Source organism: Nocardia sichangensis (assembly GCF_047200615.1).
Lineage (GTDB): Bacteria > Actinomycetota > Actinomycetes > Mycobacteriales > Mycobacteriaceae > Nocardia > Nocardia sichangensis.
In genome coordinates this window covers 15,374-31,667 of sequence record NZ_JBJZOK010000024.1, presented here as the reverse complement: position 1 = coordinate 31,667, position 16,294 = coordinate 15,374, and the positions used below count along the sequence as shown (strand labels likewise).

At 67.9% G+C, this 16,294-nt stretch carries 15 protein-coding genes; 9 read left to right on the top strand and 6 right to left on the bottom strand.

Going from position 1 to position 16,294, the window contains the following annotated elements; translation table 11 throughout:
• Window positions 1–125: 125 nt before the first annotated feature.
• Window positions 126–662: a GtrA family protein gene (locus ACL03I_RS28110; protein WP_355073072.1), complete on the bottom strand. Its 537-nt coding sequence runs from the start codon at window positions 660–662 to the stop codon at window positions 126–128.
• Between the two features lie 147 nt (window positions 663–809).
• Between ACL03I_RS28110 and ACL03I_RS28105 the strand changes: the two genes are divergently transcribed.
• Window positions 810–1,784 (top strand): glycosyltransferase, encoded by a 975-nt coding sequence (locus ACL03I_RS28105; RefSeq protein WP_412807359.1) that lies wholly within the window; start codon window positions 810–812, stop codon window positions 1,782–1,784.
• Window positions 1,781–3,373 carry a DUF2142 domain-containing protein gene (locus ACL03I_RS28100; protein ID WP_356963358.1) on the top strand — a complete coding sequence of 531 codons (1,593 nt, stop codon included), beginning with the start codon at window positions 1,781–1,783 and terminating at the stop codon, window positions 3,371–3,373. Before ACL03I_RS28105 ends, ACL03I_RS28100 begins: the two co-directional genes overlap by 4 nt.
• A gap of 36 nt (window positions 3,374–3,409) precedes the next feature.
• On the opposite strand, the gene rfbB is transcribed toward ACL03I_RS28100, so the two are convergent.
• Window positions 3,410–4,426 (bottom strand): dTDP-glucose 4,6-dehydratase, encoded by a 1,017-nt coding sequence (gene rfbB / locus ACL03I_RS28095; RefSeq protein ID WP_412807358.1) that lies wholly within the window; start codon window positions 4,424–4,426, stop codon window positions 3,410–3,412.
• Window positions 4,427–4,733: 307 nt separating this feature from the next.
• Between rfbB and ACL03I_RS28090 the strand changes: the two genes are divergently transcribed.
• Window positions 4,734–5,441 (top strand): hypothetical protein, encoded by a 708-nt coding sequence (locus ACL03I_RS28090; RefSeq protein WP_412807357.1) that lies wholly within the window; start codon window positions 4,734–4,736, stop codon window positions 5,439–5,441.
• Window positions 5,442–5,714: 273 nt separating this feature from the next.
• On the opposite strand, the gene ACL03I_RS28085 is transcribed toward ACL03I_RS28090, so the two are convergent.
• Window positions 5,715–6,704, bottom strand: coding sequence for an alpha/beta hydrolase (locus ACL03I_RS28085; protein WP_355073082.1), 990 nt, complete (start codon window positions 6,702–6,704; stop codon window positions 5,715–5,717).
• 225 nt (window positions 6,705–6,929) lie between these two features.
• Here ACL03I_RS28085 and rfbA point away from each other — a divergent pair, with 225 nt between their 5' ends.
• Together rfbA and ACL03I_RS28075 are read left to right on the top strand one after the other, a co-directional pair.
• The gene (rfbA, locus tag ACL03I_RS28080; protein ID WP_355073084.1) at window positions 6,930–7,802 is read left to right on the top strand and encodes a glucose-1-phosphate thymidylyltransferase RfbA; all 873 of its coding nucleotides are present in this window, start codon (window positions 6,930–6,932) and stop codon (window positions 7,800–7,802) included.
• A 2-nt stretch (window positions 7,803–7,804) separates the two neighbouring features.
• Window positions 7,805–8,353, top strand: a complete 549-nt coding sequence (locus ACL03I_RS28075) for a dTDP-4-dehydrorhamnose 3,5-epimerase family protein (protein ID WP_355073734.1) — start codon at window positions 7,805–7,807, stop codon at window positions 8,351–8,353.
• Window positions 8,354–8,524: 171 nt separating this feature from the next.
• Here ACL03I_RS28075 and ACL03I_RS28070 read toward each other — a convergent pair whose 3' ends face one another.
• Window positions 8,525–9,991: an MFS transporter gene (locus tag ACL03I_RS28070; RefSeq protein WP_355073086.1), complete on the bottom strand. Its 1,467-nt coding sequence runs from the start codon at window positions 9,989–9,991 to the stop codon at window positions 8,525–8,527.
• An 85-nt stretch (window positions 9,992–10,076) separates the two neighbouring features.
• On the opposite strand from ACL03I_RS28070, the gene ACL03I_RS28065 reads away from it, so the two are divergent.
• Complete coding sequence (locus ACL03I_RS28065) at window positions 10,077–10,505, top strand: MarR family winged helix-turn-helix transcriptional regulator (RefSeq protein WP_356963355.1); 429 nt, start codon at window positions 10,077–10,079, stop codon at window positions 10,503–10,505.
• 24 nt (window positions 10,506–10,529) lie between these two features.
• On the opposite strand, the gene ACL03I_RS28060 is transcribed toward ACL03I_RS28065, so the two are convergent.
• Both ACL03I_RS28060 and ACL03I_RS28055 read right to left on the bottom strand, forming a co-directional pair.
• Window positions 10,530–11,405, bottom strand: coding sequence for a helix-turn-helix domain-containing protein (locus ACL03I_RS28060; protein ID WP_412807356.1), 876 nt, complete (start codon window positions 11,403–11,405; stop codon window positions 10,530–10,532).
• Window positions 11,406–11,608: 203 nt separating this feature from the next.
• The gene (locus ACL03I_RS28055; RefSeq protein ID WP_355073092.1) at window positions 11,609–12,172 is read right to left on the bottom strand and encodes a DUF4282 domain-containing protein; all 564 of its coding nucleotides are present in this window, start codon (window positions 12,170–12,172) and stop codon (window positions 11,609–11,611) included.
• 324 nt (window positions 12,173–12,496) lie between these two features.
• Here ACL03I_RS28055 and ACL03I_RS28050 point away from each other — a divergent pair, with 324 nt between their 5' ends.
• From ACL03I_RS28050 to ACL03I_RS28040, 3 genes are all read left to right on the top strand, one after another.
• Window positions 12,497–13,015 carry a hypothetical protein gene (locus tag ACL03I_RS28050; protein ID WP_355073094.1) on the top strand — a complete coding sequence of 173 codons (519 nt, stop codon included), beginning with the start codon at window positions 12,497–12,499 and terminating at the stop codon, window positions 13,013–13,015.
• 189 nt (window positions 13,016–13,204) lie between these two features.
• The gene (locus tag ACL03I_RS28045; protein WP_412807355.1) at window positions 13,205–15,391 is read left to right on the top strand and encodes a molybdopterin-dependent oxidoreductase; all 2,187 of its coding nucleotides are present in this window, start codon (window positions 13,205–13,207) and stop codon (window positions 15,389–15,391) included.
• A gap of 232 nt (window positions 15,392–15,623) precedes the next feature.
• Window positions 15,624–16,256: a pyridoxamine 5'-phosphate oxidase family protein gene (locus ACL03I_RS28040; protein WP_412807354.1), complete on the top strand. Its 633-nt coding sequence runs from the start codon at window positions 15,624–15,626 to the stop codon at window positions 16,254–16,256.
• The last annotated feature ends 38 nt before the right edge of the window (window positions 16,257–16,294 follow it).

Here is a 16,294-nt window from a genome sequence, read left to right as displayed (position 1 = left end):
GAAATTCTCATTGTGCCGGACGGGACAGACACGCCCCTCGATGCCTTCACGGCGGGGGTGAGGATATCAACCGCCCTGTGCGGCTGCCCGCCGTACGGCCACGCCGACGTGTGCTCGAAGCATTGCTAAACGTTCGCCGATTCGTTGTCGGTGGCGCTGCCGGTACCCGCTCGCGCTCCGGTGAAGACGAACTTGTCATAGGCCCAGTACCGGAACACCACGGCCACGATCTGCCCGATCAACGTACCGGAGATGTTGTCCGACAGCGGGCTGGACAGGTCGAGCACGTAGCGGGAGAAGCCGAGACAGCCCAGTTGCAGGCCGATCGCGACGACGTTGAACACCGCGTACAACAGGTATTCGCGACCGGGATTGTCGGTCCGCTTGTGCGCGAAGGTCCACCACTTGTTGCCGAAATAGGTCACCACCGTGGCCACCGCGATCGCGATGATCTTTGCCGGCAGTGGGTAGTGATAGAGCACGCCCTCGCCACCCCAGAAGACCAGGAGGTTGTACGTGCCCGCGTCCACCAGGAACCCGATCGCGCCGACCACCAGGAAAGCCCCGCCTCGGCGCAGCGCGGTGAGCACCTTGCGAACGATCGCTTCGGTCTCCTGCGTCACTGGCTCGTCCGCGGGCGCGGTGGACTCACTGGATGGCACGGCCCGACGGTACCGCAGGAGCGCCGAAGCGCCCGCGCGGGGAAATTCCGCCTCCGCACACGGTGAGGTCGGCCACGCGCAAACTGTGAGTTCCCTGTACCCTCCCCGTGTTCCCACATTCACCACCGATCGCGAGGATTGACCCGGGTGGACTCCACCGAGCTCCGTATTGCCGCCGTGGTTCCGTGTCACAACGAAGAGGCCTCGATCGCCAAGGTCGTGGCCGATCTGCAGGCCGCCGTGCCGGGAATCGTCGTCTACGTCTACGACAATCTGAGCACGGACGAAACCGCCGAGCGCGCACGCGAGGCCGGAGCGATCGTGCGCCACGAGCACACCAAGGGCAAGGGCAACGTGGTGCGCCGCGCCTTCGCCGACATCGAGGCGGACGTGTACTTGATGGTCGACGGCGACGACACCTATGAGGCGTCCGCCGCGCCGCTGATGATCAAGACGTTGCTCGACGGCCCCTACGACCATGTGCTCGGCGTGCGCAAGCAGGACGAGGGCGCCTCGGCCTACCGCGCGGGCCACGAGACCGGTAACAAGGTGCTCAACGGCGTGGTCGGGAAGGTGTTCGGCGAGAACGTCGAGGACATGCTCTCCGGTTTCCGAGTGTTCTCCCGCCGGTTCGTGAAGAGCTTTCCGGCGGTGTCTCGTGAGTTCGAGATCGAGACCGAGCTCACGGTGCATTCCCTGCACCTGCGGGTGCCGCGGACGGCGGTGCCGGTCGGCTTCCGTGATCGTCCGGCGGGCAGCGAGAGCAAGCTGCGCACCTATCACGACGGATTCAAGATCCTCGCCCTGATCATCGGGCTGGCCCGGCACGAGCGGCCGGTCGCGTTCTACGGCCTGTTCGGCACGCTGAGCTGGCTGGTCTCGATCGTCCTGACCATTCCGATCGTCGTCGAGTTCTACAACACCCACACGGTGCCGCGGTTCCCGACGCTGTTCCTCGCCTTCACGCTGCTGCTGCTCGGCAGCCTCGCCTGGACCGCGGGACTGATCCTCGACGGCATCCGGCGCTCCCGCCACGAGGCCGCGCGCCTGGTCTACCTGCGCTACACCGCGGTGGGCGCGGAGGACCCGCGCAGCGCGAGCAACGGCGGAGCCGGGCGTTGACGACCTCGGCGGATCGGGCCGCGACGCCGGAGGAGAATCTGGGCGAGCGTTCGGACACCGCGCCGCTACCCGCCACCGACACCGCCCCGCTACCGGCTGTGGACGCCGAGGCGGCGACCACCGGCACGGACCGGTCGGCGAAAGGTCTCGCGGAGCGAGTGGTGACGCGCCTGGGCGCGGCGACGATCGCATTCACCCTGCTGGCGACGATCTTCGGTGCGCTGTTCACCGTTCTCACCCCGCCGTTCTGGGGTCATGACGAGATCACCCAGTTCGGTCGCGCCTACCAGGTCGCGCACGGCGGGTTCCTGCCGCAGCGGATCCACGACGATCGCGGCATCGCCTACGGCGGCGACGTCCCGTCCAGCATCACCGAGCTGATGGGCTACGCGCTGCGGGACTACTCCACCAACCCGGACGAGCCGGATCCCATGGTGGCCGACCCGGCCCGCTACGACCAACTGACCGGCGCCGCGGTCTCGGACGCCACCGAACCGGTGTGGTTCACCAATACCGCGGCTTACTCGCCGATCCCCTACATTCCGGCCGCTATCGGCATCCGCCTCGGCGAACTCTTCGGGCTGAACGTGGGTGGCCTGCTCCTGCTCACCCGGTTCGCCGGACTGGTGGCCTATCTCGCTGTGGTCGGGTTCGGCCTGTACGCCTTGCGCGCGCACCGGGTGCAGTGGCTGGCGTTCACCGTCGCCGTGCTGCCGATCGCGGTGTTCCAGGCGGGCACGGTGACCGCCGACACCATGACCAACGCGCTGGCCATCTTGGTCTCCGCGCTGCTGGTGAAGGCCATGTTCCTCGGCATGCGACTGGGCCGAGTGGAGATCGGCGCGCTGCTGGCCGCGACGATCCTGCTACCGGTGAGCAAGCCCACCTATGTGTTGCTCGCGCTGCTGGTCGCCCTGGTGCCCGCCGACCGATTCGGATTCAGCGGGTGGCGGCGCGGGATTCCGTGGGTGTTCGCCGCGGCGGGCGCGCTCGCGTTCGCGGTGTGGATGAAGATCGCGGCGCCGACCGGCGACGGCATGGGCCTGATGCGGCCGCCGCACCAGTGGCACTCGGTGCGTCCCGGCGACCAGCTCAGCGGCATCCTGCGCGATCCACCGGAGTTCGTGCACGTGTTCGGCGAGAGCATCGCCCTGCGCGACCAGCGCTGGTTCAGCCAGTTCTTCGGTGAACTCGGCTTCGCCTACGTCGACGTGCCCGCCATCGCCATGCTGGCCTGCCTGCTCGCGTTCGCGGTGAGCATCGGCATCGCGGAACGGATGACCGTCCCGGCCTTCCGCCGCACCCTGATCGTCGCGCTCACCATGGCCGCGAGCGTCGCGATGATCTACGTGACGCTGTACATGTCGTTCACGCCGGTCGGCTACTACATCATCGACGGCGTGCAGGGCCGCTATTTCGTGCCGCTGGCGATCGTGACGCTCGCGGTGCTGCTGCGCTGGATGCCGCTGCGGCTCACGGACTCCGCGGGGAAGACCCCGACGGTGGGCCCGGCCGTCACCGTGCTGGTGGCGACGAGCGTGGCGCTGATCGCGGCGGCGGCGAAGTACTACACCATCGTCTGGGGCTGAGCGGCGCGGCGTCTCGGATATCTCCCGGGGCGCGTTTCAGTCGCCCGCCGCGCTGAGAGTCCGCTCGCCCGCTGCGAGGTAGGCGTGCTCGGTGGCGGCCTTGTACGGGCGCCACCAGTTCTCGTTGTCCCGGTACCACTGAATCGTCGCGGCCAGTCCGGCGCGGAAGTCCGCGTAACGGGGGCGCCAATCGAGTTCGGAACGCAGCAACGTCGCGTCGATCGCGTAGCGCTGGTCGTGGCCGGGCCGGTCGGTCACGTGGTCGAAATCGTCGGGGTCGCGGCCGAACTCCGCGAGGATCATCTGCACCACGGACTTGTTGTCGAGTTCGCCGTCGGCGCCGATCAGGTAGGTCTGCCCGATCCGGCCCCGGCGCAGGATCTCCCACACGGCGCGATTGTGGTCGTCGACATGGATCCAGTCGCGTACCTGGTGTCCCGCCCCGTAGAGCCGGGGACGGAGCCCATCGATCAGATTGGTGATCTGGCGCGGGATGAATTTCTCCACGTGCTGGTAGGGCCCGTAATTGTTACTGCAGTTGGAGATCGTGGCGCGTACGCCGAACGAGCGGGTCCACGCGCGCACCAGCAGATCGCTCGAGGCCTTGGTGGCCGAGTACGGGCTGGACGGGTTGTAGGGGGTGGTCTCGGTGAAGGCCGGATCGTCCGGGGCGAGGTCGCCGTAGACCTCGTCGGTCGACACGTGGTGGTAGCGCACGTCGTGCCTGCGCACGGCCTGCAGGAGGGAATAGGTGCCGACGATATTGGTCTGCACGAACGGCCACGGCTCGGCGAGGGAGTTGTCGTTGTGCGACTCCGCGGCGAAGTGCACCACCGCGTCCACGCCGCTGACCAGTTCGTCGACCAGGTCGAGATCGGCGATGTCGCCGCGCACGAACTCGATGCGATCGGCCACCGGGTCGAGCGAGGCTCGGTTCCCGGCATAGGTCAGGGCGTCGAGGACGGTGACGGCCGTATCCGGGTGGGCGGACACGGTCTGCTGGACGAAGTTCGCGCCGATGAATCCGGCGCCACCGGTGACGAGCAATCGCACCCCATGACTGTACGTGGGGGCCCGCCGCACCGGCGACGGACTCGAAACCCCGTGCGGCCAAACCGAACTCCCAGGTTTTCGATCTGTGACATTCGTCTCATTGACTTCCCATCGATTGGAACCCTCAGATTGATATTGCACGGAAAAGCCCGGTCAGCGCCCCTATTTCCGCGACCCCACCAAGCCATGGGTCTCGATGGTGAACAAAATTTGAATAAACAGTCACAAGGGGTTCACCACGCGTTAGCTGGTCTAGATTTTGCTCGTCTAGTCCCCTCCGAACGCTTCAATCGAGGTTCCAAACAAAATGCTGATGAGGAAATTCGCCGCGACGTCGGCACTGCTGATCGCCGCCCTCGGCGTCACCGCCGGCACCGTGAACGCGGCTCCGGCCGCCGAGGCCGATGACGCGGTGAACTTCACCGCTCACGCGACCGACACCCAGTCCATCATCACGGCCGATGCCGGTTCCATGGTCGTCGAGGATGGCGTTTTCAAGGTCAAGGCTGCCAACGGCAACGTGCTGACCGGCATGCCGATGACCTTCCGGGTGGATGACTTCGAGTTCCCGATCGCTGCCGAGATCGCGGACCACACCGCCACCCTGACCCCCCAGTTCGACATGGCGCACGCGACCTACAAGCCCGTCGCCCTGCCGTTCGAGGACAAGGCGCCCTGGAAGTCCGAGTACGACCGTGAGCAGGCCGCCTTCAACCGCATGAAGGACACCATCTCGACCGGCGCGACCATCGGCACCCTGGTCGGCGGCATCGGCGGCGGCGCCGTCGGCTGCGTGCTCGGCGGCATCGCCGGCGCGACCGTCGCCTCGGCGGCCATCGTCGGCCTGTTCGGCGCGTTCATCCCGGCCGCGGCCATCGGCTGCCTCGGCGGCATCATCGCCGTCGGCGCGCTGGGCACCCTCGCGGGCCAGCTGCTGATCACCGCCCCGGTCGCCATCGGTGCTGCGATCCAGTACTTCACCACCATCAACCAGCCGTTCGTCGCCCCGAAGTAATCCGCGACCGTACGGACAACTGAAAACGAATCGAAGCCCCCTCCGCGCTGTCCACGCGGATGGGGCTTCATTCATCGCCGCCGCGAACGAAAGTTAACTAATCCTGAACAAAAAGTGAAGCGCCAAGATTGCGACGTCGTGACCTCGGCTATCAAGGACAGATAACTTCGATTCGGAAATAATTTCGCCCGGAGCAGCGCACCACCCCCGCACAGACGCGAGCCCCGTCCCGTCTGATGCGGGGCGGGGCTCGCCTGGGCAGGGCCCGACCGGTTACGCCGTCCGAGCCCGCTGGTCCCCTTCGATCCTGGCCCGCACGAACCGCGCGACCCGCGCCAGCGCCGCCCTGCTCTCCGGCAGATTCGGCGCGATGCTCATGAAGGCGTGGACCTGGCCGCGCCACAACTCCAAGGCGTTCGGCACGCCCGCCGCGGTGAGCCGCTGCGCCATCAGTTCGGAATCGAAGCGCAGCACCTCGTCCTCGGCCGCGACCAGCAGCACGGGCGGAAGCGCGGACAGCACCGCGTTGACCGGCGACAGGCTCGGATCCAGCGTCCCGTCGACCTCCGCGCCGATGCGCACCACCGCTTCCAGCGCCGACAGCGGGATATACGGATCGCGCGCGACGTTCACGTAGTCCCGCTTCGCCGCGTAGTCCAGGTCGAGCAGCGCGCTCAAGCCGACCAACCCGGCCGGTGCGGGCAGCCCCGACTCCAGTGCCAGCAGGGCGGTCGCGAAGGTGAGGTATCCACCCGCCGAATCACCCGCGAAGATGATCCGCCCTGGATCCGCGCCATGGCGCAGCAGCCAGCGATAGGCCGCGAGGCAGTCCCCCACCGAATCGCTGATCCGCGTCCGGGGCAACTGGCGGTACTCGACGTTGATCACGGGCAGGCCGGTGCGGCGGGCCAGGCTCGCCGCGACCGGGCGATGACTACGGGTACTGCAGATCGCGAAGCCACCGCCGTGCATGTACAGCACCGCGCCGTGGCGCAACGCACGCGACGCACCGGCCGGGCGGATGATCTCCAGGCGGATGCCGTGCAGCGACACCTGCTCTCGATCGATCCCCTGCGGTCGAGGACGCAGCCGCGCCAGCCCGTCGACGGTGGCCGCGCCGACCGGGATGGTCGTCCTCGTCACCGGGAAGGTTCGCAGCACCGGGCGGACCACGCCCATGCAAGTGGCCAGCAGCAGACGCGATTGCGCGCTGGGGCCGTTCGGATTCATCACCGCACCGGGCTCGCCGTCTCTGGTCGACATCGCGCACCTACCTCACAACTGGCGCGCCGAATCACGACCGGACCGTGCCCAGGCGAGCTGTCGGCGCTGACATCTCACACAGTGTCTTTTCAGAACACCATGCGCATCGTGACCTACGCAACAGAATCGCTCGAAGCCCGCCGCCGCGGAACGCCCGTAACCGAATCGAGGACTACTCGGAACCTCACCGAATCCCGGAGCCGCGAAACTGGCAGACTCCAAGGCATGCGCGGAATCATTCTGGCGGGCGGCACCGGCTCCCGGTTGCACCCGATCACGCGCGGGGTGAGCAAGCAGCTGGTCCCGGTCTACGACAAACCCATGGTCTACTACCCCCTTTCCACGCTGATGCTCGCGGGGATCAGGGACATCTTGGTGATCACCACGCCCGAGGACGCGGCGGCGTTCCGGCGGCTGCTGGGCGACGGCACGCAGTTCGGGCTGTCCCTGAGCTACGTGGTCCAGCCGGAGCCGGACGGCCTGGCCAGGGCCTTCGTCCTCGGCGCCGACCACATCGGCGGCGATTGCGCCGCACTGGTGCTCGGCGACAACATCTTTCACGGCCCCGGCCTCGGCACCAGCCTCAATCGCTTCCACGGAATCGACGGCGGCGCGGTGTTCGCCTACTGGGTGTCCGACCCGACCGCCTACGGCGTGGTGGAGTTCACCGAGGGACGCGCGGTGTCCATCGAGGAGAAGCCCAAGACGCCGCGGTCGAACTACGCCATTCCAGGGCTGTACTTCTACGACAACGACGTGGTGGAGATCGCCCGGTCGCTGCGCCCGTCCGCCCGTGGCGAGTACGAGATCACCGACATCAATCGCGCCTACCTGGAACAGGATCGTCTGAGCGTGGACGTGCTCGCCCGCGGTACCGCCTGGCTGGACACGGGTACCTTCGATTCCCTGCTCGACGCCGCCAATTACGTACGCACCATCGAGGAACGGCAGGGCCTCAAGATCGGCGTCCCCGAGGAGGTGGCCTGGCGGATGGGCTTCATCGATGACGAGCGGTTGTGCGCGCTGGCCGAGCCGCTGGTCCGCTCCGGCTACGGCCGCTACCTGCTCGATCTGCTCGAACGCGGACGGGACTGGTGAGCATGGAGTTCCGGGAACTCGCGGTGCCGGGCGCGTGGGTGATCACGCCGCGCCAGCACGGCGACAGTCGCGGCATGTTCCTCGAGGGGTTCAAGGCCTCCGAGTTCGAGAAGGTGACCGGGCGGCCGTTCGACCTGCGACAGGTCAACTGCTCGGTGTCGGCCGCGGGGGTGCTGCGCGGGATCCACTACACCGAGGACCCGCCCGGACAGGCCAAGTACGTGACCTGCGTGCGCGGCGCCTTCCTCGACGTGGTCGTCGACCTGCGCCCCGGCTCGCCGACCTATGGCCGCTGGGACAGCGTGCTGCTCGACGACGTCGACCGGCGCTCGGTGTTCCTGTCCGAAGGGCTCGGCCACGCGATCCTCTCGCTGGAGGACGGCTCGACGGTCACGTATCTGTGCTCCCTGGAGTATCAGCCGGAGTTCGACCACGATATCGACGCGTTCGATCCCACGCTCGGCATCGAGTGGCCGCGGGTGGGGCGCGACGGCCGGGAACTCACTTTCGTCCGCTCCGCGAAAGACACCGCGGCCCCGCCGTTCTCATGAGCGGCATGAGGATATCGCCCGCGCCGAGCCGAGCGTGGTGAGACGCGCAGCAGACGCGGTCCGCGCCGAGCCGAGCGGCGCGAAGGCAGTCCGGAAGTCCGGGCTCAGCGAGGCCGCATAGCGCCGAGCGCCGCCACCCGATACGGGTGACAGCGCTCGGCGGCACGGCAGTCAGGCGACGAGTTCCAGTTCCTTCACCTCGTCCGCCGCCTGCTCCCGGCCGCGGAATCGCGGCACGAAGGCCAGCAGGGCGACCAGCGCGCCGACGATGGACACGCCCGCGGCGAACTCCAGACCGGGACGGTAGGTGTCGAGCATCCCGGCGGCCGAGATGTCGGCGTGTGCGCCGGAGGCGATGATCGCCGTGGTCACCGCGAGCACGATGGCCGCGCCGACCTGCATGGACGTCTGCAGCACGCCTGCGGCGAGACCCTGCTCCTCGTCATCGATGCCGTTGGTGGCCTGGATGTTGATGGCGGGGAAGCCGACCCACCCGATGCCGATGAGCAGCACCGCGGGCAGCAGCATGGTCAGGTAGGAGGGTGCGGTGTCCAACCGCAGGAACAGCAGGTAACCGACGGCCATCACGGTCATGGTCACCGCGATCACCGGCCCGGTGCCGAAACGATCGACGAGTCGGTCGGAGAAGAAGGCCGACAGCACGACCAGCAGACCGACCGGCAGCAGCGCCATGGCCAGCTTCAGCGGAGACCAACCGAGTGTGTCCTGCATGTACAGGGTCACGATGAACTGCCAGCTGAAGTAGGAGCCCGCCACCGCCACGATCGCGAGACTGGCCCGGACCAGCGAGGACTTGCGCAGGATCCCGAGGCGCACCAGCGGGTAGCGCACCCGCTTCTCCACCGCGACGAATCCGGCGAACAGCGCGGCGACCGCGACGAACGAACCGATGGTGCGCGCGGACGCCCACCCGGCTTCCGGCGCGGCGACCACGGTGTAGACCAGCAGCAGCATGGCGGCGGTGGACAGCAGCGCCCCGAACAGGTCGTGTCCGCCTTCCTCGGCCGGCTTGTCCTTGGGCACCAGCACGTAGGCCGCGGCCAGCGCGGCGAGCGCGATCGGCACCGGGAGCAGGAACGTCCAGCGCCAGCCGACGCCCGTCATCAGACCGCCGAACAGCAGGCCCATGGAGTAGCCGCCCGCGCCGAACACCGTGTAGATGGACAGCGCCTTGTTGCGGGCGGGGCCCTCGGCGAAGTTGGTGGTGATGATCGAAAGGCCGGTCGGTGCGGTGAACGCGGCGGCGAGGCCCTTGACGAAGCGGGTGAGGATCAGCAGCGGACCGGAGCTGACCAGACCGCCTGCCAGCGAGGCGACCGCGAAGACAGCGAGCGCGATCAGGAAGACCTTGCGCCGCCCGAGCAGGTCGGCGGTGCGGCCGCCGAGCAGCAGCAGACCGCCGTACCCGAGGACGTAACCGCTGACCAGCCATTGCAGGGTCGAGGTGGACAGATCGAGTTCCGTGCCGATGGACGGCAGCGCGACGCCGATCATCGAGACGTCGAGACCGTCGAGGAACAACACGATGCACAGCGTGATCAGCATGCCCCAGAGCCGGGCTGACCATCTGGTCGGATCGGTCGCCTGAGCGGCCGAGAGCGTTGCTGGTGAAGTCATGCGGGGAACATTACATGCGCACGCATTAAATGCCAACACATTTAATGCGGTTGCATGGACATGCCGTGCCCACTAAGATGGGGCCATGTCGAAGCCGACCACCGTGAGCACAGCCCGGCGCGCTCCCGCGCCGGCCGGGCTGGTTGGAGAGTGGCGCGAGCTGCTCGACCGGCACGCGGCGGTGAGTTGTGCGCTCGAGAAAGCGCTCCAGAACGGTCATAACATCGGTCTCAGCGAATTCGAGACGCTGGACCGGCTGATCGACGCGAACTGTGGCGACTACCGGATGAGCGACCTCGCCAACGACATCTACCTCAGCCAGAGCGCGCTGTCGCGGGCCGTGGCACGGCTGGAGCGCGACGGCCTCGTTCAGCGCACCATGTGTGCGGAAGACCGCCGCGCCGTGTTCGTCTGCCTCACCGAGAAGGGCCGCGAGGTCTACGACCGGGCCCTGCCCACCCACCGGGCGGTATTGAGCGACACCTGGGAATTGCCGGGGCCGCCGAAGTGCTGATCAGCGCGGCCTGAAGCGTTTTACTCAGAGCGCTTTCCGTGCGTCCTCGATGCGCTCACGCGCGTCGATCGTCGCCGCCTCGATGCTCGCGAACGCCGCTCGGAAGCGCGCGATCTCGTGCTCCTTGTCCACGTAGACGGGTCCGGTGAACGTCTCCAGGTAGACCACCGGCGGTTCCGGCCGCTCGCCGGAACCCGCCTCGGCGAACTCCAACAGCACGAAACGACCCGACGCCATGCCGTCGTGATAGCCGCAATCCGCGGGCACCAGCCGGATCCGGACGTTCGGCAGCTGCGCCATGCGGAGCAGATGGTCGAGTTGCTCGGCGGTCACCGCCGGGCCGCCGATGCGCCGTCGCAGCACCGCCTCATCGATCAGCGCGTCCAGCCGCAGCGGCGCGTCGGCCCGGGTGACCAGGGTCTGCCGGGCCTGGCGCAAGCGCACCCGGCGGTCGATCTCGTGCGCGGCCAACTCCGGGTGCGCCGCCGTGCACAGCGCGCGAGTGTAGCCCTCGGTTTGCAGCAGGCCGGGTAGGAGTTCGTTCTCGTAGGTGGACAGCCTGGTGGCCGCCTCTTCCAGCCCGATATAGACGTCGAAGCCCTCCGCGATCACGTCGCCGTAGGTGGTCCACCAGCCCTTGGCCTTCGTGTCGCGCGCCAACGCGCGCAGCGGTTCGAGCAGGTCGGGCGGCGCGCCGTAGACCTTGCACATCGCCTCGACATCGAGTCCGCGCAGCGAGGTCTGCCCGGTCTCGATCCGCCAGATCTTCGCCTCCGACCACTCCAACTGCTGCGCGGCCACCCGCGTGGTCATCCCGGCCCGGTTGCGCAGATCACGCAAATGCCTGCCGAGCTGCCGCCGCGGCATGGTCGATCCGGTCGTTCCCTGCGGTAAAGCCATGCTTCCCCCCTGTTCGCCCTGCACCGCGCGCACCGTGAACCATCCTCGGTCTGCGACGCGGCACGCCCTCGGACACCCGAGGTGGATGCCGGGTATCCGAACAGCATTGTTCACAGTGAAGCTCGCAGCGGTCACGGCGCGTGTCCCAGCCAGGCCGGTGGCCCCTGCGAGTCAAACTACTTCCGCACGACGCGATTTCGTCCCTACCTGCGCGGGTTTCGCTTGCGGAAGCGCCAGAATTGCACCGCCCGAACGTCTTCGGACAGCTGGTTGACCGGCTCGGCCACGTCCGACAACGCCTGGAACAGGTCGTCGGCCAACTCGCTGATGTGCTCCACCCTGGTCGCCAGACGCGAGGCGTTCACCAGGAACTCGAGCATCAGGCGCACGGCGGCGGCGATGGTCAGGCCGAGCGGCACGCCCAGCACCGCGGCGAGCACGCCGAGCACCGCGGACACCCGCCACGCCGATACCGTCAACGTGATGGGCACGGCGAAGGCGAACACCAGTCCCAGGATGTAGGCCAGCGGCAAGAGAGTGCCGGTAGCCGGGCGGTGGAACTGCACGTCGAGCAGGGCGCGCGCGGCCGCGGCGCTCCACTGCGCGAACGCGCGCGGGCTGCGGAACGGCTCGGCGGGCTGCTCTTCGTCGGGAGCGGACCTGGAGAACCGCTCGGCCGCCGACTCTTTCCACGTGATCCAGCGCGATTCGGCCTCGTACTCGTCGGCGTCCGCGGGCGCGCCGGGTCCGTTGGCTTCGTCACTCATGCCGGGTCCTCCTTCGAGCCTGACGCTCATGCCGAGAATCCTCCCTGTCCGGGGCGGGGGGATCCAGCCGGAAACACACGCCCCCGGTATGTTTTCGCACCCGCAACACCCATCACGCCCACCCCACAGCGATCTCACAGCTCCGGCGCAGCGAGTGGCCAGGTCCACGGCCGAAAGTAGCTGCGTGGCAAGCATGGCGAGCCACCTCGGGATGCCCGGCGATACCCGGACGAACCTTCCGGAAATGAGACGTAGGCGACACTCTGGAAATTCTTTCGGAGAACCCGTAACGCCCACGGCGTCCCCCGCCGATACGACCCATGAATGCAGGACCCAGAGATCTACCGGGGAATGGAGAAGACAGTGCGCACCACGTTTCCGACTTCCGTCACGGCGGCCGAGCTGACCGCCGCTGCGCAGGACTACAACCAGCGCGGGTGGACGGTCGCCGAAACGGCCAACGGTCTGAGCCTGATCACCGACGACGACCTGTCCGGCATCGAGGTCACCGGCGAGCTGGCCGGCGAGGTCCGCCGCTTCCTGCGGGCGAACAACCTGTCGGGTGCGGTTATCGAGATCCCGGGCACGGAGCGTCGCGAGATTCACCTGGTCACGGGCGTCCGCAAGGCGGCGATGGCGCTCGAGGCGCTGCGCGAGGCCGGAGCGACCGTGTACACCGACGGCGCGGGCATCCCGCTGCCGCCCACCCACCTCTCGGCCGGTTCGGCTTGCTGGGGCGTCGCGCCCGGCGAGGCCCGCTGGGTTCCGCCGGTCGTCGCGATCGCCGCGGCCGTGCGCGCCGCCACCACGTCGCGCCGCGCCAAGCTGACCATCGCCTGCTGAGCAACGCACCCCTGAGCGAGTTCACCTGCTGATCGCGGGCCGGGCCCGCGCTACCCGGCCTGTTTGCGACCGGTATCCGTCCCGGCGCTCCGGATCCCCACCCCGGAGCGCTGCCGGGTACCGGTCGTTCGGCGTCGCCGATATCAAGCGTTCTCTTTTCAGTTCCACTGTCGAACGCGAAGATGGGGTATGGCCCCGATCACGCAATCGCGCAATCTGCTGCGGACCTGCCCGCTCTGTGAGGCGGTCTGCGGCCTGGAAATCACCCTGGATCCCGACGACCACGTGACCTCGGTCCGCGGCGACCGCAGTGATCCCTTCAGCAAAGGCTTCATCTGCCCGAAGGGAGCCAGCTTCGGTCATCTCGACGAGGACCAGGACCGGGTGACCGACCCGCTGATTCGTGACCGCGCTACCGGTGCCTGGCGCACCGTGACCTGGGACGAAGCCTTCGATTACATCGCCGAGCGGTTCCCCGCCGTCGTGGCCGAGCACGGAACCCAGTCGGCAGCGGCCTACTTGGGCAATCCCAACGCGCACACCGTGGCGGGCACGCTGTACGTACCGGCGTTGCTACGCGCGCTGGGCACCAAGAACATCTACTCCGCCAGCACCGCCGATCAAATGCCCAAGCAGGTGGCCAGTGGGCTGATGTTCGGCGATCCGCTCACCGTGCCGGTGCCCGACCTCGACCGCACCGATTACCTGCTGATGCTGGGGGCCAATCCGCTGGAATCGAACGGTTCGCTGTGCACCGCACCGGATTTCCCGGGCAGGCTGAAGGCGCTGCGTGGCAGAGGCGGCCGCTTCGTGGTGGTCGATCCGCGGGTCACCCGCACCGCGAAACTCGCCGACGAGCACCTGTTCATCCGGCCGGGCAGCGATGCGTACCTGCTGTTCGGCATCGTGCACACGCTCTTCGCCGAGCAATTGACCGATCTGCGCGTCGAGGTGACCGGCCTGGACGAATTGCGCACCGCCGCCGCCACGTTCGACCCGGAGACGGTCGCGGCCCGCACCGGCGTACCGGCGTCCACGGTCGTGCGGCTCGCCCGTGAGCTCGCGGCGGCGCCGACCGCCGCGGTGTACGCCCGTATCGGCACGTGCACCGCCGAATTCGGCACCATCACGCAGTGGCTCGTCGACGCGATCAACGCGCTCACCGGCAACCTCGACTCCCCCGGCGGCGCGATGTTCGCCACCGCCGCGGCCGGCGGCATCCCTCGCACCAAGCCGTTCCGCGCCGGGCGCTGGACCAGTCGAGTCCGGGGGCTGCCCGAGGCGATGGGCGAGCTGCCCGTCGCGACGCTCGCCGACGAGATCACCACGCCGGGCGAAGGGCAGATCCGTGCCCTGGTGACGGTCGCGGGCAATCCGGTGCTGTCCGCGCCGAGCGGCGCGCGCCTGGACGAGGCGTTCGCCCAGCTCGAGTTCATGGTGAGCGTGGACCGGTACGTGAACGAGACCACCAGGCACGCGGATGTGATCTTGCCTCCCCCGCGTCCGACGCAATCCCCGCACTACGACTTCGCGCTGCTGCAATTCGCCGTGCGCAACTACACGCGCTACTCGCGCCCGCTGGTGCCGCTGGGTGACCGGCCTTCCGAACCCGCCGTCCTGGCTCGCCTCGCCGCCGCGCTGACCGGCAGGCCGCACGACGGCTCCGACGGGATCGATCCGCTCACCGCCGTGGACGAACTCGTCATCGCGGGGATGCTGCACAAGGCCGGTTTCCCCGAACGGCGCGGCGACCTGATCGGCGAGAACAGCACCGAGCAGCGCATCGACCTGATGCTGCGCCTCGGGCCGTACGGCGAATGGAACGGCGGCACACTCAATCTGCGAGTGCTCTTGGACAACCCGCACGGTATCGACCTGGGTCCGTTGCAGCCGCGCCTGCCGGGCGCGCTGCGTACGGCGAGCGGGCGGGTGGACCTGGCCCCGCAGCCGCTGCTGGACGACGTGGCACGGATGCGGGCGCGCCTGGCCGACGCCGCGCCGGAGATCGTGCTGATCGGACGGCGGCAGCTGCGGTCGAACAACAGCTGGATGCACAACATCTCGACGCTGGTGAGCGGATCGAATCGGTGCACGTTGCATATCAATCCGGCCGATGTGGAGCGACTGGGGCTGGGTGACGAGGCGGTGGTGAAATCGGCCGCCGGAACGCTGACGGTCCCGCTGGAGCCGACCGAGGCCATCATGCCCGGGGTGGTCAGCCTGCCGCACGGGTGGGGCCACGCCGACAGCGCGCAGACCGTGGCCCGCACGCACGCGGGCGTCAATGCCAATGTGCTCACCGATGATTCGGTGGTCGACACACCCTCTGGCAACGCCGTGTTCAACGGCGTTCCGGTGACACTGACTCCGGCCTGACATCTCTCCAACCGATCCCGCAAATCCCGACCGGCCGGATATTATTCCGGCCGGTCGGCTTTTAGCTAACCGTCGGAAATACTTGCGCCGCAGCCGAATCAGGGGCATTCTCGACGGGGATTTCGACGTTTTGCCGCGTGGATCTCATCTAAAATGGACGCGATCTCGAGACGACCGCGGTTCAACGTCGAGCCTGGTGTAACCCGCATTCCGGCGACCGGAGGGGGCTGCGATGCCCGGTGGACACAGTGGCAGCGACGGAGAGCGTGAGCTGCAAGAACGGTACGGAACAGCAGATCGAGCACAGCGCTTCTACGATGATCAGGTGCTCGACCGGCTCAATCCGACGATGATAGATTTCATCGGCCGGATGGATATGGCGTTCATCGCCACAGCCGACAAACACGGCGAATGCGACTCGAGTTTCCGCGCCGGACTGCCCGGTTTCCTCCATGTGATAGACGACCGCACGATCGCCTATCCGGAATACCGCGGCAACGGCGTCATGGCGAGTCTCGGCAATATCTCGGAGAATCCGCACGTCGGGATTCTGCTCATCGATTTCGTGCGCGACCTCATCGGACTGCACATCAACGGCTCGGCCCGCATCGTCTCCGACCCGGCACTTCGCACCACCGTGCCCGACCTGCCCGTCAACCACAAAGGCCGCGCCGCGGAGCAGTGGGTGGTGGTCGATGTGCGAGAGGCATACATCCACTGCCGCAAGCACATCCCGCACCTGATCCCCGCCCCGCGCGAACAACGCGAGTGGGGCACCGACAACATTCGCGCCAAAGGCGGCGACTACTTCGGGGCGAAGGCGGAGAAACGCGAGCTGGCCGACACGACGATCAGCGGCTCCTGAAGGGCGTGGCGCGGCGGATCACCGGCTGCGGCGAGGTG